The organism is Paenibacillus sp. V4I3 (assembly GCF_030817215.1).
In the GTDB taxonomy this organism is placed as follows: domain Bacteria; phylum Bacillota; class Bacilli; order Paenibacillales; family NBRC-103111; genus Paenibacillus_E.
In genome coordinates, this window is sequence record NZ_JAUSZA010000001.1 from 1,970,470 (window position 1) to 1,991,800 (window position 21,331).

At 47.1% G+C, this 21,331-nt stretch carries 18 protein-coding genes, 1 pseudogene and 2 other annotated features; of the genes and pseudogenes, 16 read left to right on the plus strand and 3 right to left on the minus strand.

Features of this window, described 5'->3' with window-relative positions; all coding sequences use genetic code 11:
• Window positions 1-423: 423 nt before the first annotated feature.
• Window positions 424-1,371, plus strand: a complete 948-nt coding sequence (locus QFZ77_RS09165; protein WP_307438699.1) for an ATP-dependent DNA ligase — start codon at window positions 424-426, stop codon at window positions 1,369-1,371.
• 83 nt (window positions 1,372-1,454) lie between these two features.
• Here the strand turns inward: QFZ77_RS09165 and ku are convergent, their stop codons facing one another.
• A complete protein-coding gene (gene ku, locus QFZ77_RS09170; RefSeq protein ID WP_307438702.1) occupies window positions 1,455-2,324 on the minus strand; it encodes a non-homologous end joining protein Ku in 870 nt (289 codons plus the stop codon).
• A 150-nt stretch (window positions 2,325-2,474) separates the two neighbouring features.
• On the opposite strand from ku, the gene QFZ77_RS09175 reads away from it, so the two are divergent.
• From QFZ77_RS09175 to QFZ77_RS09215, 9 genes and pseudogenes are all read left to right on the plus strand, one after another.
• Window positions 2,475-2,660 carry a hypothetical protein gene (locus QFZ77_RS09175; RefSeq protein WP_047687243.1) on the plus strand — a complete coding sequence of 62 codons (186 nt, stop codon included), beginning with the start codon at window positions 2,475-2,477 and terminating at the stop codon, window positions 2,658-2,660.
• A complete protein-coding gene (locus QFZ77_RS09180) occupies window positions 2,657-2,839 on the plus strand; it encodes an H-type small acid-soluble spore protein (protein ID WP_307438706.1) in 183 nt (60 codons plus the stop codon). The genes QFZ77_RS09175 and QFZ77_RS09180 overlap by 4 nt, the downstream gene beginning before the upstream one ends.
• 127 nt (window positions 2,840-2,966) lie before the next feature.
• On the plus strand, window positions 2,967-3,458 hold the full coding sequence (gene tsaE / locus QFZ77_RS09185) for a tRNA (adenosine(37)-N6)-threonylcarbamoyltransferase complex ATPase subunit type 1 TsaE (protein WP_307438708.1): 492 nt from the start codon (window positions 2,967-2,969) through the stop codon (window positions 3,456-3,458).
• The gene (gene tsaB, locus QFZ77_RS09190; RefSeq protein WP_307438710.1) at window positions 3,455-4,279 is read left to right on the plus strand and encodes a tRNA (adenosine(37)-N6)-threonylcarbamoyltransferase complex dimerization subunit type 1 TsaB; all 825 of its coding nucleotides are present in this window, start codon (window positions 3,455-3,457) and stop codon (window positions 4,277-4,279) included. Before tsaE ends, tsaB begins: the two co-directional genes overlap by 4 nt.
• On the plus strand, window positions 4,279-4,785 hold the full coding sequence (rimI, locus tag QFZ77_RS09195) for a ribosomal protein S18-alanine N-acetyltransferase (RefSeq protein ID WP_373462578.1): 507 nt from the start codon (window positions 4,279-4,281) through the stop codon (window positions 4,783-4,785). Before tsaB ends, rimI begins: the two co-directional genes overlap by 1 nt.
• 88 nt (window positions 4,786-4,873) lie before the next feature.
• Window positions 4,874-5,888, plus strand: a pseudogene (gene tsaD / locus QFZ77_RS09200) (tRNA (adenosine(37)-N6)-threonylcarbamoyltransferase complex transferase subunit TsaD).
• A gap of 74 nt (window positions 5,889-5,962) precedes the next feature.
• Window positions 5,963-6,213 (plus strand) — a binding site (T-box leader).
• A gap of 118 nt (window positions 6,214-6,331) precedes the next feature.
• Window positions 6,332-6,599 (plus strand) — a binding site (T-box leader).
• Window positions 6,600-6,793: 194 nt separating this feature from the next.
• A complete protein-coding gene (locus QFZ77_RS09205; protein WP_307438712.1) occupies window positions 6,794-8,365 on the plus strand; it encodes a 2-isopropylmalate synthase in 1,572 nt (523 codons plus the stop codon).
• Between the two features lie 366 nt (window positions 8,366-8,731).
• Window positions 8,732-9,997, plus strand: coding sequence for a hypothetical protein (locus QFZ77_RS09210; RefSeq protein WP_307438713.1), 1,266 nt, complete (start codon window positions 8,732-8,734; stop codon window positions 9,995-9,997).
• A gap of 58 nt (window positions 9,998-10,055) precedes the next feature.
• Entirely contained in the window at window positions 10,056-11,159 is a 1,104-nt protein-coding gene (locus QFZ77_RS09215) for a hypothetical protein (RefSeq protein WP_307438716.1), read from the plus strand.
• Window positions 11,160-11,755: 596 nt separating this feature from the next.
• On the opposite strand, the gene QFZ77_RS09220 is transcribed toward QFZ77_RS09215, so the two are convergent.
• Complete coding sequence (locus QFZ77_RS09220; RefSeq protein ID WP_307438718.1) at window positions 11,756-12,376, minus strand: GntR family transcriptional regulator; 621 nt, start codon at window positions 12,374-12,376, stop codon at window positions 11,756-11,758.
• 303 nt (window positions 12,377-12,679) lie between these two features.
• Between QFZ77_RS09220 and garR the strand changes: the two genes are divergently transcribed.
• From garR to glpX, 5 genes are read left to right on the plus strand one after another with little or no spacing between them, the layout of a single operon-like run.
• Window positions 12,680-13,573 carry a 2-hydroxy-3-oxopropionate reductase gene (garR, locus tag QFZ77_RS09225; protein WP_307438720.1) on the plus strand — a complete coding sequence of 298 codons (894 nt, stop codon included), beginning with the start codon at window positions 12,680-12,682 and terminating at the stop codon, window positions 13,571-13,573.
• A gap of 3 nt (window positions 13,574-13,576) precedes the next feature.
• Window positions 13,577-15,007: a four-carbon acid sugar kinase family protein gene (locus QFZ77_RS09230; protein ID WP_307438721.1), complete on the plus strand. Its 1,431-nt coding sequence runs from the start codon at window positions 13,577-13,579 to the stop codon at window positions 15,005-15,007.
• Window positions 15,008-15,049: 42 nt separating this feature from the next.
• Window positions 15,050-15,883 (plus strand): class II fructose-bisphosphate aldolase, encoded by an 834-nt coding sequence (locus QFZ77_RS09235; RefSeq protein WP_307438723.1) that lies wholly within the window; start codon window positions 15,050-15,052, stop codon window positions 15,881-15,883.
• A gap of 47 nt (window positions 15,884-15,930) precedes the next feature.
• Window positions 15,931-17,289: a GntT/GntP/DsdX family permease gene (locus QFZ77_RS09240; RefSeq protein WP_307438728.1), complete on the plus strand. Its 1,359-nt coding sequence runs from the start codon at window positions 15,931-15,933 to the stop codon at window positions 17,287-17,289.
• A gap of 13 nt (window positions 17,290-17,302) precedes the next feature.
• Window positions 17,303-18,271 carry a class II fructose-bisphosphatase gene (gene glpX / locus QFZ77_RS09245; protein WP_307449353.1) on the plus strand — a complete coding sequence of 323 codons (969 nt, stop codon included), beginning with the start codon at window positions 17,303-17,305 and terminating at the stop codon, window positions 18,269-18,271.
• 69 nt (window positions 18,272-18,340) lie between these two features.
• Here the strand turns inward: glpX and QFZ77_RS09250 are convergent, their stop codons facing one another.
• Entirely contained in the window at window positions 18,341-20,293 is a 1,953-nt protein-coding gene (locus QFZ77_RS09250; RefSeq protein ID WP_307438730.1) for an ABC-F family ATP-binding cassette domain-containing protein, read from the minus strand.
• Window positions 20,294-20,444: 151 nt separating this feature from the next.
• On the opposite strand from QFZ77_RS09250, the gene QFZ77_RS09255 reads away from it, so the two are divergent.
• Window positions 20,445-21,284: an endonuclease/exonuclease/phosphatase family protein gene (locus QFZ77_RS09255; protein ID WP_307438732.1), complete on the plus strand. Its 840-nt coding sequence runs from the start codon at window positions 20,445-20,447 to the stop codon at window positions 21,282-21,284.
• Window positions 21,285-21,331 lie beyond the last annotated feature (47 nt).

Here is a 21,331-nt window from a genome sequence, read left to right on the forward strand (position 1 = left end):
AATTTCCTATTCATTTGTCAATGCTTATATAATTACTTAATTATATAATAGATGGGCTTTGTTCTCTACTTTAAGGAAGAAGGGCATTAGGATGCTTGTGACTCTAGCTTTTATCGGTTTCTTACGGGAGAAAGTTTGTTGTACAACAATTCAGCCATATTTCACACTATGAGGCTACTTTTAGGAGGAAATGATGTACTTTCTGCAACAATTCTTTGAATAACGCGGATTAGCTTGCTTATTGTTGTACAAAGTACAACATGTCTAGGAGCAGACACTATTAGTTGATAGAAGCTAGTAAGATAACTGGCGTATGGCTGATCATTTTATGATTTTAATTTAAAGACGGTGTAATCATTTTTAGTTTGTTCTTTTTCAATAATGGCAACAATGAAGAGAACATATCAAACATGGGAGAACCACATGGAGCTTAAGCCTGTATTTCCTTTCGAGCCGATCAGTACAGAAACGATTCCAACATCCAGTGACTGGGTGGCCCAGATAAAATGGGACGGCGTCAGAATGCTAACTTATTTTGATGGAAATGACGTTCGGTTAGTGAATCGCAGATGTAATGACCGTACCAAGCAGTACCCCGAGCTGCTAGAAATAAAAACATACTGTTCGGCTTCTTCCATCATTTTAGACGGGGAAATCATAGCATTTGATCAAAAGAAGCCTGCCTTTCACGAGATTATGAAGAGGGAATCTTTACGAAAAAGCCAAAGTATAGATAGAGCCGTCACGCAGACGCCCATCACTTATATGATTTTTGATATCCTCATGTACAATGACAAGTGGGTCGTGGATAGGCCATTATCAGAGAGACAGAAGATCCTCCATGATGTGATTACCCCCTTACCCCAATTTCAAATTACGCAAAACATTGCGGATGGAAACAAACTCTTCGATGTTATGAAGGAGCACGGCATGGAAGGGGTTGTATGTAAGGATCTCAAAAGTACTTATGCCATTGGGGGGAAAGACGGCCGTTGGGTGAAGAAGAAGATTTTCCGCGACCTATATGCTGTGATTGGCGGGGTAACGACCAGAGCGGGAGTTGTCAATGCGATTATGCTGGGGTTATACGACAAAGAAGGCCGTTTTATTTATATAGGTCACGCCGGCACTGGGAAACTAAGCAGGGAAGATTGGCGTCAATTAACGAAGATCGTTGAACCGATGATGACGCCTCAAAAGCCATTTATAAACGAGCCTGAACGGAGCAAAGAAGCCATTTGGACCCAACCCAAGTTAACGGCGAAAATCCAATTTCTTGAATGGACTCCCCACGGAACGATGAGACATCCCAGCATTCAAGCTTTCGTTCAAATGGATCTAGCGGATTGCACCTTCGCACAGAATATGTAGGACGTACCAACAAGCAATAACAAAGCAAAAGCGCTAATCCTTGAATATCAAGAATCAGCGCTTTATTTGCGTTCTATTCAACTTCACGTTACCGGTTCTTTGACTTTCTTGGCTCTCGGTTTCGCTTTCGGCTTCTTGACCTCAGTGACACTAGCGTCCTCACCTAACGCTACTTTTCCATCCGTCGGCTTCGTGGCATCAAGACTCGCTTGCAGCGCGGCCATGAGATCAATAACGCTCGTTTTCTGCAGCGCAGGGGCTGATTGCACTTCTTCACCAGCCACCTTATGCTCGATTGCCTCCAGTAAGCGGCCGCGGTATTCATCTTTATATTTCTCAGGCTCAAAAGGTGTCGATAGCTGGCTGATGAGCATCTTCGCCATTTCCATTTCACGCTCGTTCACGGTGACTTTCTCGGGAAGGTTGGGAACTTGAGAAATCGGACGAATCTCATCCGGGTAAAAAATAGTTTCCATAGCGAGGCAGTTCTCAATAACTCGAATGGCGGCTAGTGAGCTTTTGGAACGGATTGAGACTTTGGCTATGCCGATTTTGCCGGTTTGACGCATGGAATCCAGCAGCAAATGATAGGCGCCAGACCCTGTGTCTCCAGGCCCAAGATAGTAAGTCTTTTGAAAATAAACCGGATCAATATCTGTCAAGTTGACGAAATCCAGAATCTTGATCTCTTTATTCGCTTCGCCCGAGATATTTTCCAATTCATCCTTCTCAAAAATAACGAAACGTCCAGGTTCATACTCGTATCCTTTGGAAATTTCCTCCCACTCTACTTCCTTCTCACAAGTCTGGCATTTACGCACATAGGAGAGTGGTGTAATACAAGTTTTATGTATGTAACGCATGGAGATATCTTTATCTTCCGTAGCCGAAAACATTTTCACAGGCACATGAACAAGTCCGAAGCTGATAGCACCTTTCCAAACCGTATGCATCTCGTGATTCCTCCTGGGTAATCGTGATTGTACTAGTATTCTCTTGATTTAATTCCTTTATACGGTAGGGATTTAAGAGAATGGATTGCCCCCTGAGTGGGTACGTTAAAAGCGAAGTGAAGCTAATCTATGCTAAGGAGGGATTCACGGATGGCACAAGATTCAAATGCATCCCAAGATACGATCAATGAAGGCAAAGATGATCATTTCATGGACATTGACCGCATGATTAACGAAGGCTTGGGAGGCGGTAACGTCACCATGCACAATGGATTAATCGAATCCTCGACGACGGATACGATGGATCATCCGGAATCCGTATTGGATGAGCCATGAACATTCATCGCGCTCAAGAAATTTTAGCCGCTGATGAGAAGATTCACGTCGAGTTAAATGGCCTCCCAGTCTGGATCGACAGTGTGGATACCGGCAAAGCAGTTGCCAAAGTTCATGCGGAAGAAAACCCGGCCGATTCTCGGGTCGTGGCGGTTAAAGAGTTAGAAGAGGTCCATTAGTGGATGTGAAAGAACAGCAAAAGCCTGCTCCGAGTTATTCCGGGGCGGGCTTTTTCAATTACAGAGTTGATGTTGCCTGCTAGCGAGGACTATAATAAGAGCAGCACGCGCAAACGGAAAGAAAGGGATGAGATCACTGACTCAATCCACATTTACGTATAACTCCAGGCATGAGGAAGATACCGATAAACTAGGGAGATTGCTGGCCGCCTATTTGCAGCCTGGCACCGTCTTTACACTAGATGGCGATCTAGGTGCGGGAAAAACGAGGTTTTCGCAAGGCTTTGCCAGAGCGATGGGAATTACCGAAACCGTCAACTCGCCTACATTTACCATTATCAAAGAATACGAGGGAGCCGAGCTTCCTTTCTACCATATGGATATGTACCGCATTTCCCAAGAGGAAGCGGATGAACTAGGACTCGACGATTATTTTTATGGAGCGGGTGTTACGCTGATCGAATGGTCAAGCTTAATTGAAGATCTACTGCCGCCAGAGCGACTAGCCATCACGATTGTCCATCAGAATGATCAAACCAGAGTATTTCACCTGACTCCGCACGGAGCCCCGTATCAGAGCTGGTGTGTACAAATGAAGGAGAACGGACATTTACAATGACAGAACGGACAATGAATTTAGGACGATGTTTAGCCATCGATACCTCTACATCTGCAATGACAGTTGCTATTTTGGAAAATGGAAACATGTTGGGCGAGGTCAGCTCCTACGCTGAACGGAATCACTCGATAGGGCTTCTTCCCCATATTCAAGATTTGCTTGCGCGTTTACATCTCAAACCCAAGGACCTTCAATCGGTCGCTGTGGGCCAAGGTCCCGGTTCTTATACAGGGGTTCGTATTGCCGTGTCTGTTGCCAAAACATTCGCATGGTCGTTAAGTTTGGACCTCATTGGTGTGTCCAGCTTAGAAGCAATGGCACTTGGTGGTGCTATGAAGGAGCAGCGTGCGACCGGAAATGGGCCGATTTGGGTGGTTCCACTCATGGATGGCAGGCGTAAGCAGGCTTTCACAGCAGTCTATGCCTATGAGGGTGCCTCTCCGATGATAGCTAGTGGAGAGCTAGAAGCAAGTTGGCAAGAAGTTCTGCCTGATGGCATTCGAGTCATTGGATCTTGGACGGAGCAAATCGTTAAGCTAGCAGCCTCATCTTCGCAAGAACAAAGGCCCCAAGAGATTTTGTTTGTGGGTGAAGCTGAGAGCTTCAAGGCAGAGCTTGAACAATTCGCACGGGATTGGGACGGAGTCGTACGTATACTTTCCTATGGCATTGAAGCTGAATATATAGGGAGACTTGCCTATCCGAGGCTGGCTAAAGGGGAGAAGGCAGATGTGCATACGTTTGTCCCGAATTACACCAGACTTCCGGAAGCCGAAGCCAATTTACTGGCCGGGATTAAGACGAAGAAAGGGGATCATTGATGATGGAGCAGCGACAACCGCAAACAACCGAAAACTCGTTGGTGTTCCGTTCCATGCAAATGGAAGACATCCCTTTTATTTGTGAAATTGAGCAAGAAGCGTTCACGACACCTTGGACAAAAGGTGCATTCGAGAATGAATTAACGAACAATCAGTTCGCTCATTATATGATTATGGATATCGAAGGTGAGGTCGCCGGGTATGGCGGTATGTGGCTCATCATGGAAGAGGCGCATGTCACGAATGTGGCAGTTCGGGATACGTATAGAGGACGTAAGCTTGGGGAACGTTTGCTTCGGGAGCTTATGAAAACAGCTGCTTTCTTAGGGGCTATTCGGATGACACTTGAGGTTCGAGCCTCGAACTACGTTGCGCAAAATTTGTACGAAAAAGTCGGATTCCGCTCTGTTGGCGTGCGTAGAGGGTACTACACGGATAATCGCGAGGATGCTGTCATTATGTGGGCGGACTTGCCTAAGAGAAGAAAGGATAGTCTCGAAAATTGAGGCTTTCGGATAGGTGACGAATTTGACTAGAGAAGCAGGGCAAGAGCAAAAAAATAAAACAGAACAACAGCAAAAGGAAGCTCCCGTCATGAAGCCGGTTTATATTTTGGCGATCGAAACGAGCTGTGACGAAACTTCCGTAGCCATTGTCGAAAATGGTAAAATCATTCGTTCCAATGTGATTTCCAGCCAGATCGAAACGCACCAAACGCTATGGCGGTGTGGTGCCGGAGGTGGCTTCCCGTAAGCATGTGGAGTCGATCACATGGATGCTGGAGGAAGCCGTCGAGAAAGCAGGCGTATCGCTGCAGGAGCTGTCCGCGATTGCCGTAACCGAGGGACCCGGATTAATCGGGGCCCTGTTAGTGGGCGTCGTTGCGGGCAAAGCGCTAGCCTGCGCCTTAGACCTGCCGTTGATTGGTGTTCACCATATTGCGGGACATATTTATGCGAATCAACTTGTGCATGAGCTCGAATATCCGTTGATCTCGCTCGTTGTGTCCGGCGGACACACGGAGTTGATTCTAATGGAGAGGCCGGGCCAATTCCGCATCATCGGGCGAACGCGCGATGATGCGGCTGGCGAGGCCTACGATAAAATCGCGCGGGCGATGGGCCTGCCTTACCCGGGAGGACCGCACGTGGATCGGCTTGCGCAGGAAGCCGAGTCCGAGATCAAGATGCCTCGCTCATGGCTCGAGGCAGACTCTTACGACTTCAGCTTCAGCGGATTGAAATCCGCTGTGCTGAACGTCGTCAACCAAAGCAAGATGCGCGGCGAGGCCGTACAAGTCGCGCAGATTGCCAAGGGCTTCCAAGCCTCCGTCATCGACGTGCTTGTGGAGAAGGCTGACCGCGCCGTGCGTGAATACGGCGCGAAACAGCTGCTGCTCGCGGGCGGTGTTGCCGCGAACAAAGGGCTGCGCAGCAGGCTCGCCGAGCGCTGCGAGCAGCTGAATGTGCCGCTGCTCGTTCCGCCGCTAGGCCTCTGCACCGACAACGCTGCGATGATAGGCGCAGCCGCTTTCCTCAAGTGGGACAAGCAAGAATTCGACTCCATGGAACTGAAGGCAGAGCCTCAGCTCAAGCTAGAAGAGTGGTAAGGGCAATAAAATAAATTTTCTGACAACTGTATTGACTTTGCCAAAGCAGCATATTATAATCACAATCAATACTTTCAAACGCAACGAACGGGATTAGTAAGGAACAGTAGTTTCGCTCAGAGAGCTGTGCGCTTGGTGAAAGCACAGACGAAACAGTACCTGAACTCGCCCGGGAGCGGTAAGACTGATAAGGATGCCAAGGATCCAGCACCCAAGTAGGTCTTGACGGTTGACCCCCGTGATCAGGTACATGAGTGGTTTCGGGTGTAACAGCTCGGATCAATTAGAGTGGTACCGCGGAAGGTTCAAGCCTGTCGTCTCTTTTATAGAGATGGCAGGCTTTTTTGGTTGTTCTGGAACTTGAAGCGAACTTGAACAAATGCGAAGTAGGAATATGAACATATAACAAACGCGATGAACAAGAGTAGTAAGGAAACATACACAAAAACGCGATGAACAAGAGTAGTAAGGGCTCACTTGTACGGTACAGAAAGCTGCGGGTTGATGCGACGCAGACCGTGAATGCCCCGAACTCGCTTGGAAGCGGTCATCCTGATCAGCTAATTTTACGCTGTTAGGGATGAACGGATGACCTCCGTGATCGGGTGACATAGTCAGCAGTAGTCTTGCTGTGCTATGTCTGAGGTGGGCTCCGTGACTTGGAGCCAACAAGAGTGGTACCGCGCTGGGTAAAGACCCGTCGTCTCTTATGTGGAGATGACGGGTCTTTTTGTTGTTTTTTTGAGGTGGCAGAATGATTTATCTCATTAAGTCTCTGTAACGATGAAAAACAGCACTAAAGTCACGTGGAGACACATAAGTCAGTCGTAGAAAGATTCATGTTCATTTTCAAACATTAAAGATAATCGCCGGCTCGTCTGGCCCAACCTTGAGGAGGAATAACCATGGAAATCAACAACACAAACAACAATCGACGTATTCGGATTTTTGACACGACACTAAGAGATGGTGAACAGGCGCCAGGAGCCTCACTGTATCCGGAAGAGAAGATCCGTATCGCAAGGCAGCTAGCGAAAATGGGTGTGGATACCATCGAGCCGGGCTTCCCGATATCAAGTCCTGGCGATTTTCAGGCGGTGCAGCAAATTTCACGTGAACTGCAGAGCATAGAGATTTGCGGCTTCGCCCGAGCTGTTAAAGCGGATATTGACTCGGCGGTGAAAGCCACACAGGATGCTGCTTCTAGACGCATTCACATGTTCCTGTCCTCGTCGGACATCCATCTGGATTTCCAACTTCGCAAATCCCGTCAACAGGTTGTAGAGATGGCCCGTTCCATGGTCGCCTATACGAAGCAATTCGTTGATCGGATCGAATTCTCGCCGATGGACGCAACGCGAACAGGGGACGAATTCCTATTTGAAGTGCTCGAGGCGGTCATTGCTGAGGGAGCAACCATACTGAACATCCCTGACACTGTAGGCTACGCGCTGCCAGAAGAATACGGAGCTATGTTCCGCAGAGTGCGCCAAAGTGTAAGGGGAGGCGACACCGTGGAGTACAGCGCGCATTGCCATAATGATTTGGGTCTTGCTGTCGCGAACAGCCTAGCGGCTATTGCTGCAGGAGTCACACATGTGGAAGTAACCGTTAACGGTGTAGGGGAACGCGCAGGCAACTGTTCTCTCGAAGAACTCGTTATGGCCATTGAGACGCGCAAGCAAACCATGGGTGTGGAAACAGGGATTATAGCCAGTGAAATTTTCAACACATCCAAAATGGTCAGCCGCATCATGGGGTTCCCAATTGCGTACAATAAGCCGATAGTTGGCCGAAATGCTTTCCAGCACGAAGCAGGTATCCATCAAGATGGGCTGCTGAAAAATCGCAACACCTACGAAATTATGGATCCGGAAAAGCTGGGCATTCCACGGTCCATGATCATTCTTGGTAAGCATTCAGGACGTCACGCGCTTAAACATCGCGTCGGACAATTTGGCATTGAGCTTACGGGAGAAGAACTGGATACACTTTATACCAGATTCAAAGAAAAAGCAGATGACCAGAAAATGGTGACAGACGACCAGCTGATGGAACTTGTAGGATCTACCGTTGATGGGCAAATGGAGCCATTTACACTGACACATATGCAAGTCGTGTCTAGCAGTGACCGCAATCGGGTTGCCTCCGTCTCGGTAAAGAACAATCAAACAGGTGTTGAAAATGTGTATTCGGGGACAGGTGAAGGTCCGATTGAAGCAATCGTGCAGTGCCTTAGACAAGCGATTCCGATGGCTGTGGATTTCTCCGATCTGGAGCTTCATTCGTTATCCACAGGTGAAAAAGCAACTGGAGAAGCGGAAGTCACCATCTCAGTGGGCGGCCAAACTTACAAAAATACAGGTATTGACCAGGATGTGCTTGTTGCGGTAGCCAAAGCTTTTATCTCAGCCTGCAATCAAGCCATTCGTATGCAAAATAGCGCAGCGGCTCCAACAGAAGCCACGACGGCGTGATAAACGACATCACAATATCAAATTGTAAGAAAACTTAGATATATACACAGCTTGTGTGCAAAGTTATTCACATACCCTGTGTACAATGTGCATAACTAGTGCAAACCCACGGTTACCAATGGTTTTAAAAGAATACGGAGAAGAATAACTTTTTCACAATTTTTTGTGGACAATGTGGATAAGATTGTGGAAAACGAAGGAATAGCGCAGGGGGAGGCGAATTTTGCCTCTCTTTTTTTGTGGATAACGATGTGGATAAGTTATTAACGTAAAATCATCCCACTTTAAATTATCGGAACAATCCAGCAATGGATAGCTTTTCACTTGGATGAAAATGCTAAAAGAAAAAACAGTGGGTGAATACACTTGAAACTAAAAATAGCAGGCATATTTGTGGGTATCTTGACTTTATTGTTAGAGTTGTCCACAAGCGCGGAGGGAATAGAAGCTGGTATCGACCAATCCATCCACAACGAGGTAAAGTCCAAGCACGTAACGGTTGTTTCGATACCGGGTTTATCGTTCATAGAGCTCCGACCCGATCAACTTGTGGAGCTGCCCCATTTACGGAAGCTGACGGAGTTAAGTGCAGTCGGTTCTATGAACATTCGTACATCGAGTCGAACGATGAGAGACGTGTATGTCACGTTGGGAGCAGGAGCACCTTCCGTAGGAATCGCAGAAGTGCAGGCTTTTGCAGCAAAGGAAACAAAGCAAGGCACTCGTATTTCCGAACTTATGAATCGTTACATAGGTCACTATGGGGAAAATAAACCGATTGAGGCTGACTCTGTGCTGGTGCCTGACATCATGATGCTGCAGCGAGCTAATGAGAACCAAGGCTATGGAACAGGCACCCTAGGGGAATTGTTGAAGGAGTATGGTGTTTTTCGTGCTGTGCTGGGAAGCAGTGACTTGGGGAAGAGAACTGGCATCGAAGAAAAGAAATTGCGGCGATACAGTCCGCTCATGCTGATGGATTCCAATGGTTTTGTGGACAAAGGTGCACTCGGAGATGACGTCATAACTGTGGCTGTGGATAGACCGTACGGCATTAGCACTAATTATGCACAATTACGTTCTTTGTGGGAAAAAAGGATGCTGCCCGGCATAACACTAATCGAATTAGGTGATTTGTACAGACTTTACATGGATCAAGAGCATTACAATGAGGAACGTTTCACACAGTTGAAAGGGCAAGTCTTGAGGGAGATGGACCAATGGATAGGGCAAGTGATGACAGGAATGAAGGAGGAGGAAAGCTTGTGGATCTTCTCTCCGGAAGTGAATAGTGAGGCGGCTAGAGCCAAAGCCTATCTAACTCCTATTCTTCATTACACGACCGATAGCAGAGGAGCAATATTAGTTTCGGAATCTACTCGCAGGCAAGGTGTCGTCACGGCGCAAGATTTCACAAGTTCGCTGCTAAAAGAGTTCAACATCCCGGTGCCGATTGGGCTGATGGGCATTCCTTTATCCTATATGGGGAAAAATGATGTACTTGCTGGGCTTGTCAGGGAACAGAGCAGCATGCAGATGATTTACCGCAGTAGGCCGCTAATGCTATATCCTTTTGTTACTTATGAAATGCTCGCATTGCTCTTGAGTTTGATGTATGGTTTGTGGAATTAAAAAAAAACAGGCAGACCCTGGATATCTCGAAGGAAGGGCAGTACCTTGGCGCAGGAGTGTGCGTACGCTGCTTTTCTCGTTGCTCACGGCGCCTGCTGTTATGCTGTTGATGGGCTGGTTGGTTGTTCCTCTGACAACCAAAATAGGGATAGAAGGAACGATGCGGGCGCTGATTGCCATTTTTAATGTGTGCACGCTGCTTATTTCTGCTGTTATGGAAAAATGCCGCCTATCCACAGCCATGATCTGGCTCGGTCTTGGGAACGCGTTGATCATAACGCTGGATGGCAGTACAGGGGCCCATGCCATGAAGTATTCCATTCTGGGATATGATCCGATGATCGGCGCCCGCTACTACGGCATCGGGAATGAGTACATGGGCGTCTTGATCGGCGCCCTCGTTCTTGGCGTGACGGCGGCTTTGCAGCGCAGTCATGGGGGTGTAGAGCCCGCGCTGCGCGGCGGCGGGCTTGGTATTGAGCCGCTCCTTGTTGGGAGCGGGAAGATTGAGGCATCACCGCGCCTCGGAGTTGCGGCGGTTTCACCGGCCGCCGCGCTGCTCGCGTGCGGGGCGTTCTTGCTCGTGACGGCCTGCCTGGCGGCACCGTCACTCGGCGCGAACGCGGGCGGCGCCTTGAGCGCCGCGGTCGCCTTCGGCGTAGCCGGCGCGCATTGCTTCGCCGGCGAACGCTGGCGCGAGCTGCGCCTAGGCAGGGGCGCAGCCCTGCTGTCGGCGCTGCTCGCGCTGGGTCTTGGGGCGCTGTGGCTGCTCAACAGCGCCGATTCTCCCGCGGCATTCGCGCGGGAGAGTCATGTCGGGCGTGCGTTTCACGCGCTGCACGCCGGGCACTTCGATCAGATCGGACTGCTGATCGAACGCAAGCTGCGGATGAACGTGCACTTGCTTCGTGCATCCGCCTGGAGCAAAGTGCTCATCACCAGCCTCTTCGTGATGGCTGTCCTTGTGCTCCGTCCCCGCGGCCGTTTTCGCTTGTGGCAGCACAAATATCCGTACTGGATGTACGGGTTCTCGGCCAATATGGTCGGAGCCATCGCAGCGCTGCTGCTTAACGACTCCGGCATTGTTGCAGCGGCGACGTTGATCATCTTCGTCGCTGTACCAATGCAGCTCCTGAGATTGCAGGAGCTCGAAGCTTCTTAACGTCTTCATGATAAATCTCATTGGATCGGCCGGAGTAAGGCTCACACATTTGAAAATAAGAGCCCCTAGAAGCTTCTATTTCAACAAAAAGCGGCTAATTGTGGGCAATAAGAGTCTCCAGAGACTCTTATTTGATGCCGAACACAGCAATACGGAGCATTCCGCGCAAATAAGAGCCCCTAGAAGCTTCTATTTCAACAAAAAGCGGCTAATTGTGGGCAATAAGAGTCTCCAGAGACTCTTATTTGATGCCGAACACAGCGCATACGGAGCATTCCGCGCAAATAAGAGCCCCTAGAAGCTTCTATTTCAACAAAAAGCGGCTAATTGTGGGAAATAAGAGTCTCCAGAGACTCTTATTTGATGCCGAATACAGCGCAAACGGAGCACTCCGCGCAAATAAGAGCCTCTAGAAGCTTCTATTTCGACAAAAACTGGTTAATCGATGGGCAATAAGAGCCTCCAGAAGCTTCTATTTCAACAAAAAGTGGAAGAAGCGGCCGGAACCCCATACCCAATCTCCTCCCCCCTGCTCCAAAAGTATGCAATAGACAAATGGACCTGAGGCAAAGCCTCAGGTCATTTACAATGATTTATTAGCAAATTAAGTGCAAGCAAAAATCTAAATCCGCTTGTAAATGTTGTTTCATCAAAACTTCTGCTTGGTCTCCATCTCTTGCTTTAATGGCCTCATAGATATTCTCATGTTCATCAATTAAGAAGGGCCGGTTGTAGTAGACAACGGTACGACGAAAAAGATAGATGATGGATTGCATACGATCAATAATATCAATCATGAACGGATTGTTACTTGCCTGTACGATGATCTCGTGAAATTTCTCATTAGCCTTCATAATGTCTTCCAATGCCCCTGTACGGCCAATCCTGACACACTCAAGAAGAGACTGTAATTCGCTTTCGGGAAGATAAGTTGCAGCACTTCGAGCAGAGTATCCTTCTAACAACATACGTACCTGAAACGTATTTCTCAAATCCTTCTCAGAAGGATTAATGACCATTTTATTTGCTATAAGTCCTTCTTGCTCCAATTTACGTATGGATTCCCGTATCGGGGTCCGGCTAACTCCTAATTCAGAAGCAAGCTTTTCCTCAACAATTTTGGTTCCGCGAGGAATTTCGCCTTTTAAGATCATATCACGAATAATTTCATAGGATTGGTTGTAAGCAGGACGAGATTTTTCATTGTTCTTGGCCAAATTGTCCACCTCTTCGCAGGCCCAAAATCTTAAACTAAAATAATTACTATACAACTTTTTTTCGAAAAAGTATAGACTAGCACTTTATTTAAAATAATATTAAGATATTCGTATCCGAAATAAACAAAATTGTATACAATTTATAAATCAATTGAATACATTCGGTGTTGCATGACAGGTTAACCCGTTGCATCTGTTAAGGAATATAGCTTTGATTTTTATCATAAACACATGTTCGTCAAAACATTCATGAGAAGCTATGCGGCAGACATGTGAAAGCGTAATCAAATAGGAGGAATAGAAATGAGTAAAAAAATTGGGTTTATAGGCTTAGGCATCATGGGAAAACCAATGGCTATCAATCTTTTGAAAGCCGGATACGATGTAACTGTAACCGATTTAAATAAAGAGGCTGTAGAACAAGTTGTTAAGTCCGGTGCTGTTGCTGCTGCAACTCCCCAAGAGGTAGCGGAGAATGTTGACGTAATTATTACCATGCTTCCGAATGCGAACATTGTCAAAGGTGTTATTTTTGGAGAAAACGGCATTCATAAAGGTGCAAAAGTAGGAACGGTAGTGATTGATATGAGTTCCATCTCTCCCGTAGTTTCCAATGAAATTGCAAGTGAACTGGCTAAACAAGGGATTGAAATGTTAGATGCGCCTGTAAGCGGAGGAGAACCTAAAGCTGTAGACGGTACCTTGGCCATTATGGTAGGCGGTAAGGAAGAAGTTTATGAAAGCGTGAAAGATGTGCTTTTCAGCATGGGAAGCGCTGTAACCTTAGTAGGCGGAAACGGATGCGGCTCTACAGCTAAATTAGCTAATCAAATTATCGTAAATCTCAATATTGCTGCTATGTCGGAAGCGCTTGTTTTGGCTGCAAAAGCCGGAATTGATATCGATAAAATGTATCAAGCGATCAGAGGCGGGCTTGCTGGAAGCGCTGTACTGGATGCAAAAGTTCCGTTGATCCTCGATAGAAATTTTGTTGCCGGAGGCAGAATCGATATTAATCTTAAGGATATTACCAATGTCATGGAAACAGCGCACGCAATTGGTGTTCCACTGCCGCTATCCAGCCAGCTTCTTGAAATTTTCCACGCGTTGAAAGTCGATGGCAAAGCCAGTCATGATCATGGCGGTATTGTTCAGTATTATGAAAAACTTGCACAAGTTGAAGTAAGGAGGGCGTAAGAGATGAGTACGAGTATAATAAGTGTCTCATTCCTTGAATCGCAATTGCCCCCGGAATGGAAAGGCAGCGATCTTCGTGGGCAAATCAATCAAATCAATCAATCCTGCAACAAGAAGATTATCGTGCTGGACGATGATCCGACAGGAGTTCAAACGGTACACGACATTGACGTATTGACGCAGTGGGACAAGGAATTATTACGTGAAGCTTTTAATAATCCGGAAACAGTTTTCTATATATTAACCAACACACGCGCCTATCAAGCGGCCGAAGCGGAAAGGATCAATCGTGAAATTGCCCAAAATGTACAGGCTGTAGCAAGTGAGACGGGAATCGACTTCGTCTTCGTCAGCAGAGGCGACTCTACATTGCGCGGGTATTATCCATTGGAAACCGATACGCTAACTGATGAGATTCGTCGAATGACAGGACTTGAATATGATGGGCATTTGATTATCCCGGCTTTTTTTGAAGCAGGCCGTATGACTTATCACAACACCCACTACCTAAAAGAAGGCGACGCGCTGCTTCCTGTTCACGAGACAGAGTTTGCCAAAGATAAGGTCTTTGGCTATGAGCATAGTGATTTAACGCAGTGGGTTGCAGAAAAAACGAATGGACGAATTAAGCCTGAAGATTGCGTAGTGATCACGCTCGAACAGGTGCGCCGCGGGCCGGATGCAGTTGAAGAAATGCTGTTACAGGTTAATGGGAATGTTCCGGTTATTGTAGATTGTTTATCCTACGCTGATCTGGATGTCCTATCCTTAGCGCTATTGCAAGCTGAGAACAAAGGCAAGAAGTACATTTTTCGAACGGCAGCCTCTTTTGTAAAATCTTACGGGGGCATAGCAGATCAAGATATTTTACCGAAAGAAAAGCTTGTGGCCAAAGGGCAAGAATCACACGGAGGACTTGTGGTGGTCGGCTCCCATGTGCAAAAGACAACACGCCAATTGGAGAAATTGCTTGCAGGTACTGATATTATTTCACTGGAAATGGATGTAAATAAAATTTTAAATCCGACTGAAAAAGCAGATGAATCGAAGCGGCTCATTTCGAAAGTGAATGAACACATTGCCAGAGGACAAAATGTGGTTGTATTCAGTAGCCGCAAACTGGTTGCCGCCCAAACCTCGGATGGAAATTTAAACATCAGCCAAACTGTATCTGAATCACTGGTTAAAATTGTGAGTTCCTTAGATATTGTACCTAAATTCATCATTGCAAAAGGAGGAATCACCTCAAGCGATGTCGCCACCAAAGGACTTGGCATTCGTAAAGCGAGAGTCATTGGACAGGCTGCAGCGGGGATTCCAGTTTGGCTCACGGGTGAAGAAGCTAAATTCTCAGGCATTCCATATATCGTGTTTCCGGGTAACGTAGGAAGCGATACAACACTGCTGGAGACTGTTCTGAAAATTGAAGGCTAGCATTTGTGGGGGCGTATATTGAAATGAAAGGGGTCTATAAAGATGCTTGTGAATACCAAAGATGTATTAAAAGAAGCCCAAAGTAAAAAGTATGCTGTGGCCGCTTTTAATGTATTTAATCTGGAAACCGTTCAAGCCGCTATACAGGTAGCAGAACGTGAACATCAGCCAGTTATTATCGCATTGGGGGAACGCTATTTTCCAACCGTAGATGTTGAAGGATTCGCTGCGATGGTTCGAGCACTAGCTTCCAAAGCTAGCGTGTCTGTTTCGCTTCATTTAGATCACGCTTATGAGAAGGAATCTATTATCCGGGCGATTGAGAATGGTTTTACATCGGTGATGTATGATGGATCCAAATACGATCTTAATGAAAATATTTTACGGACAAAAGAAATCGTAGACCTTGCTCATCAGGCAGGCGTATCGGTGGAAGCTGAGATTGGATCCTTGGCAAGAGGCGCTTTTTCGGACGAAGAAGAAGGAGATGGAACCCTGACAGATCCGCAATCCGCGAAAGAATTCGTCGCAGCAACAGGAGTGGATTTCTTGGCAGCGGCGATTGGCACGGTACACGGTATGTATCAAGGGGAGCCTAATATTAACCTTCCGCTTTTGGAGAAAATTCGTGAAGTTGTTGAAATTCCGCTTGTCCTTCACGGGGGGTCTGGAACACCCGATGAAATGATCAGGCAAACGATAAAAAGAGGCATTTGCAAAATTAATGTCAACACGGAAGTATCGATGGCGGCAGTTAGCTATTTGCAAAATGTGTCTGATAACCAATCAATGGTACATCTTTCTTCCATAATGTCAGAGTTGCAAGCTTCCATGGAGCCTGTGATGACGAAATTCGTCAAATTATTCGCTAACTAAGATGCTTCAATTGGTAATCGCTTACAAATGAAAAGGGGGCAAAAAAAATGGTTTCTTTGTTTGGATTAAGTCACGACACTAGTTTATTGCTATATGCTTTGATTTCCATTGTAGGTTTAATTGTATTGATTGCAAAGTTTAAAACAAACCCATTTATCGCACTGATCGTCGCTGCGTTGTTTATGGGATTGATTTCGGGAATGAAGCTGCCCGACATTGTTAAGTCCTTTCAAGATGGGGTTGCCGGCACGTTAGGTTTTATTGCCATCGTTATCGGACTCGGAACGATGCTCGGGAAGATGATGGCCGAATCAGGGGGAGCTGAACGTATCGCCCGTACGCTTATACGCGTTTTTGGCGAGAAGAATGTCCACTGGGCGATGATGGTAGTGGCTGTCATTTGCGGAATTCCTGTATTTTTCCAGGTTGGGGTTGTCTTGTTGATTCCGCTTGTATTCGTGATTGCCAAGCATACAGGTACTTCGCTAGTCAAAATCGGTCTTTCTTTAGTTGCCGGACTTGCCGTTGTCCACAGTCTTGTTCCGCCGCACCCGGCTGCGATGCTGGCGGTTGGTATTTTTCACGCAGATTTGGGTAAGACTATCCTGTTATCTATTTTTGTAGCGTTTCCTGCTGCTGCGGTAGCGGGTCCGATATATGGCTCGTACATTGCCAAGAAAGTTCTTGTAGAACCAACAGGTGAACTGGTTGAGCAATTCACCAAGGCTCAGCAAAAGGAACTGCCTGGTTTTGGCATCACGCTCTTTACTATTTTACTTCCAGTTATTTTAATGCTGCTTGCTACCCTCGTGGATGTCACGCTACCTGCTACGAGCGGATTACGCATCGTCGTTGATTTTATTGGAAGTCCGGTCGTAGCACTTCTAATTTCGCTGATATTTGCTTTTTATTCATTTGGCTTTGCCCGCGGCTATGATAAAAACGACCTTCTAAAGTTTACAAATGATTGTCTGGGACCTGTCGCTTCCATTATACTAATCATAGGAGCAGGCGGCGGCTTCAATAAAATATTGATTTCAAGCGGAGTGAGCGACGCGATTGCTAAACTGGCTACAGGCGCACATATTTCGCCTCTTGTATTGGCCTTTGTAATCGCCGGTATCATTCGAGCTGCTGTTGGATCTGCCACTGTCGCTATGACAACATCAGCAGGCATCGTTGCCCCGCTTGCCGCTACTATACCCGGTACTAGCCCGGAACTGTTAGTGCTCGCAGTAGGAGCAGGTTCTATCATGCTTTCTCATGTGAATGACTCTGGATTCTGGTTGATTAAAGAGTTCTTTAACATGTCGGTAGCCCAGACGTTAAAAACGTGGACCGTCATGGAAACCATCTTGTCCTTCGTAGCTTTTGGCATTGTTTTGCTCCTCAGTCTAGTTATATAAGGGAGGGATCCATATCGAAAGAGAACTTGCATTAGAAATCGTTAGGGTCACAGAGCTTGCCGCATTGGCAGCTTCCAGATGGATGGGAAGAGGCGATAAGCATAATGCGGACGAGGCTGCCACTTCGGCAATGAGGGCTATGTTCGACTCCGTATCTATCAAAGGCACGGTCGTTATCGGAGAAGGGGAAATGGACGAAGCTCCTATGTTATATATTGGGGAGCAGGTAGGCAATCAGGACGGTCCCGAAGTTGATATCGCAGTCGATCCTTTGGAAGGAACGGAACTAGTGGCGAAGGGAATTAACAACGCTTTGGCTGTTGTCGCTGTTGCGAGCAAGGGGAATTTGCTGCATGCTCCGGATATTTATATGGAGAAACTGGCTTGCGGACCTCTGTTAAAAGGACGGCTTCGATTATCAGAGCCATTAGAAACAACATTGCTCAAGGCTTCCCAAGTTTTAAATAAATCGATATCAGAGTTAACAGTTTCTATTTTGGATCGGGAAAGACATGCCGCACATATGGAGACGCTGCGTCGTTTAGGAGTTCGCATTAAGCTTCTCAGTGACGGAGACGTTGCCGGAGCTATGGCACCGGCCTTTCCTGAGTCAGGCGTTGATCTATATGTAGGCTCCGGGGGTGCGCCGGAGGGAGTGCTTGCCGCAGCAGCATTATCATGTCTCGGCGGTGAAATTCAAGGCCGATTAATGCCGTCTTCTCCGGAAGAAGAGCAGCGTTGCCGGGAAATGGGGCTGCATGATCCGCTAAAGATATTATCGATGGAAGAAATGGTCGGGGACGGCGATGTCATTTTCGCAGCAACGGGCATAACACCCGGAGATTTTTTGGGCGGGGTGCTTTTTTTACCTGGACATCGTGCCGAAACACAATCTATCGTCATGCGGGCAAAAACAAAAACGATTCGCCATATCCGAACCAGTCACTTCTTGCCCAATAAACCGTTTCTAAACCATGTCTGATTTTATTGATCGCAGATACAAAAAAAAGTTTGGTTGAATTCTCAACCAAACTTTTTTTGCGTACCCGCTCTATGCGAGGAGCGCCTCCCACTCCTCATAACAAGCAGCGAGCGCACTCTTCCGCTCATCAACCGCAGCGGTCTTCTCCTGAACGAGCACATAGTTGTTGTACACAGCTGGGTCAGCAAGCTCCGCCTCCAAGGCGGACACTTCGTCTTCCAGACGAGCGATGTCAAGCTCAAGCTGCTCAAGCTTACGCTGGCGGCTGCGTTCTTCGCGTTTCGCCAGCTTGTCCGCTTCATACCCACCACCGCTTGCGGGATCACTCTTTCCAGCACCGGCGCTGCTGCCTCCAGCGGCCTTCTTCTCCGCTTCTTTGGCCAGACGCTTCGCTTCCATCTCGGCAAGCTCGGCCTTTTTCTCCACATAATCGTCGTAGTTACCGAGATAGCTCGTAAGCCCATCCTTCTGCAGATCAAGCATGCTCTCAGCCATCTTGTTCAGGAAGTAACGGTCATGGGAGATGAAGAGTAGAGTACCCTCGTAATCCATCAATGCCGACTCCAAAACCTCTTTGCTGTACAAATCCAAATGGTTGGTAGGCTCATCGAGGATCAAAACATTCGCTTTTTGCAGCATCAGCTTGGCTAAGGCTACTCGGGCTTTTTCACCGCCGCTTAAGGCAGCGACCTTCTTGAATACATCTTCGCCGCTAAAAAGAAAGCTCCCGAGCACCGTACGAATGCGTGCTTCTTCCAGATGCGGGTACGTGTTCCACACTTCCTCCAGCACATTGTTGGTCGGGGTCAGTCCTGTTTGCTCCTGATCATAATAGCCAATCGTGACGCCAGCACCCCATTTGAAGGTGCCTGCGTCTTGTTTGTGCTGACCAATTAATGTTTTGAGCAAGGTGGATTTACCTACACCATTGGGTCCAATGAGTGCAGCGGTTTCCGAACGACGAAGCTGGAAGGAGACGCCACCCAGCAATCGGTTCTTTCCATCATAGGAAAGCGCCAAACGGTCAACCTGCAGCACTTCCTTGCCGGAGGTCTGCTCGATTTCAAAAGAAAACGAAGCCCGCTTCAAATCCCCCATCGGCTTGTCGAGTCGATCCATTTTTTCCAGCTGCTTGCGGCGGCTCTGCGCTCTCTTCGTCGTGGAAGCACGCACAATGTTGCGCTGAACAAAATCCTCCAGCTTGGCAATTTCATCCTGCTGCTTTTCGAACTGCTTCATTTCGATCTCATAATTAGCTTCTTTAATTTCGATGAATCGGGAGTAGTTCCCGGTATATCGTTTGGAAGCATTTCGCTCAATTTCATAAATGGAAGTCACTAAAGCATCCAGGAAAAAACGGTCATGAGATACGACCAGAATAGCGCCCGGATAACCGCGTAAATACCCTTCCAGCCAAGTTAGTGTAGGGATGTCTAAATGGTTCGTAGGCTCATCGAGCATGAGTAGATCAGGTTCTTCGAGCAGCATTTTGGCAAGGGCAAGCCTTGTTTTCTGACCGCCGCTAAGCGTTTTAACTAACGTATCCGGAGGAAACTGTCCAAAGCCCATCCCGTGCAAAATGCCGCGGATTTTCGCTTCAATTTCATAGCCCCCATGTTCACGGAACCATTCGGAGCGCTGAGCATAACGATTCATCGTGGTTTCGTACTTTTTTTCATCCGAGATTAGATCAGGATCTGCCATTAACGCTTCAAGCTCACGAAGCTCTCGTTCTGTCTCCAGTAAGGAACTAAACACGCTGAGCAGCTCGTTCCAGATAGACTTGTCCGTTTGCAATCCGCTGTTTTGCTTCAAATAGCCGATTTTCGTTTCCTTCGCCTTGAATAAGTCGCCGCTGTCATAGGACATCTCGCCGGCTATAATTTGGAGCAATGTCGATTTACCCGCGCCATTCACGCCAACTAAACCGATCCGTTCCCTGTTTTCGATCTGTAGCGTTATATTGGAGAGTACGGAACGTACCCCATAGCTTTTTGAAATGTTAGAAACCTGTAATAGCATCTGCTGCTACCTCCTGCTTATTAATGAAAGGACCTGATCTTGACCGCCCTTTCGTTGGCTTATAAATCCCATCAATTCACTAGTATACACCATGCGAGGCGGCATCGTATGCTTAATTTTGCATAGATCAGAATAGGTGGGGGATGGGTAAATGGTACTTTTGAGGCATGCTAAGCATGTAGTCTATACGTTCTTGCCCCTGCTTCTATTGATATTTCTATGTAAAGGAGTAACAAGCTCATCAGACATTGGGAAGCAGGCCATATCTGCAATTCCTGCATCTATTTCAACCACTTCCCCAGCAGCATTCACGATTATGACGTTTAATATCCACCACGGTGAAGGTTTAGATGGTAGAGTAAATATAAAACGTATTGCTGATCTCATTCAAAATGAAAAAGCCGACGTCATCGCCTTGCAAGAAGTGGATCAGTATCGCTGGCGCAGCGGGTATGTGGATCAAGCGAAGGAATTGGCCGAGCTTCTTGGGATGGATATGCGTTTTGCACCTAGTTTAACCTATACGGCCGGGCAATATGGCAATGCGATTCTGAGCCGGTATCCCATTGAGGACAGCAGCTACACGCTGCTTCCAGGCAATAAGGAAACTAGAAGTCTGTTAGAGGTAAAAATCAAAGTTAATTCTGAAACTGTTCGGATAGCCACCACGCATTTGGGACTGTCCAAAGAGGAGCGAAGCCTTCAACTTGCTCGCATTTCAGAAATGGTAACAAACTATGATGACCCACTTGTTGTCGCGGGGGACTTTAATATGGAATTAGACGCCTTTCGGTTCAAAATAGACACAGATCAGCTCACCAATGTGCCATTACGAGCGGGTGTGAAATCGACATTTGTGGATGGAAAAAGGATCGATCACATCTTCACGAATAGGAAAAATGTCCAATCTTCATGGGCGATTCCGACGATATTCTCGGACCATTTCCCCGTAATAACGCGCATTCGACTGGGGTCACCAGTGCAAGTATAGTTTTTTTCCTTGTTTATGTTAAAATGGGGGAAACCACTCCTCGTTAG

Coding starts and splice junctions, on each gene's coding strand:
- QFZ77_RS09165 (WP_307438699.1), top strand. CDS start 424: ATGGAGCTTAAGCCTGTATTTCCTTTCGAGCCGATCAGTACAGAAACG.
- ku (WP_307438702.1), bottom strand. CDS start 2,324: ATGCATACGGTTTGGAAAGGTGCTATCAGCTTCGGACTTGTTCATGTG.
- QFZ77_RS09175 (WP_047687243.1), top strand. CDS start 2,475: ATGGCACAAGATTCAAATGCATCCCAAGATACGATCAATGAAGGCAAA.
- QFZ77_RS09180 (WP_307438706.1), top strand. CDS start 2,657: ATGAACATTCATCGCGCTCAAGAAATTTTAGCCGCTGATGAGAAGATT.
- tsaE (WP_307438708.1), top strand. CDS start 2,967: ATGAGATCACTGACTCAATCCACATTTACGTATAACTCCAGGCATGAG.
- tsaB (WP_307438710.1), top strand. CDS start 3,455: ATGACAGAACGGACAATGAATTTAGGACGATGTTTAGCCATCGATACC.
- rimI (WP_373462578.1), top strand. CDS start 4,279: ATGATGGAGCAGCGACAACCGCAAACAACCGAAAACTCGTTGGTGTTC.
- QFZ77_RS09205 (WP_307438712.1), top strand. CDS start 6,794: ATGGAAATCAACAACACAAACAACAATCGACGTATTCGGATTTTTGAC.
- garR (WP_307438720.1), top strand. CDS start 12,680: ATGAGTAAAAAAATTGGGTTTATAGGCTTAGGCATCATGGGAAAACCA.
- QFZ77_RS09230 (WP_307438721.1), top strand. CDS start 13,577: ATGAGTACGAGTATAATAAGTGTCTCATTCCTTGAATCGCAATTGCCC.
- QFZ77_RS09235 (WP_307438723.1), top strand. CDS start 15,050: ATGCTTGTGAATACCAAAGATGTATTAAAAGAAGCCCAAAGTAAAAAG.
- QFZ77_RS09240 (WP_307438728.1), top strand. CDS start 15,931: ATGGTTTCTTTGTTTGGATTAAGTCACGACACTAGTTTATTGCTATAT.
- QFZ77_RS09250 (WP_307438730.1), bottom strand. CDS start 20,293: ATGCTATTACAGGTTTCTAACATTTCAAAAAGCTATGGGGTACGTTCC.
- QFZ77_RS09255 (WP_307438732.1), top strand. CDS start 20,445: ATGGTACTTTTGAGGCATGCTAAGCATGTAGTCTATACGTTCTTGCCC.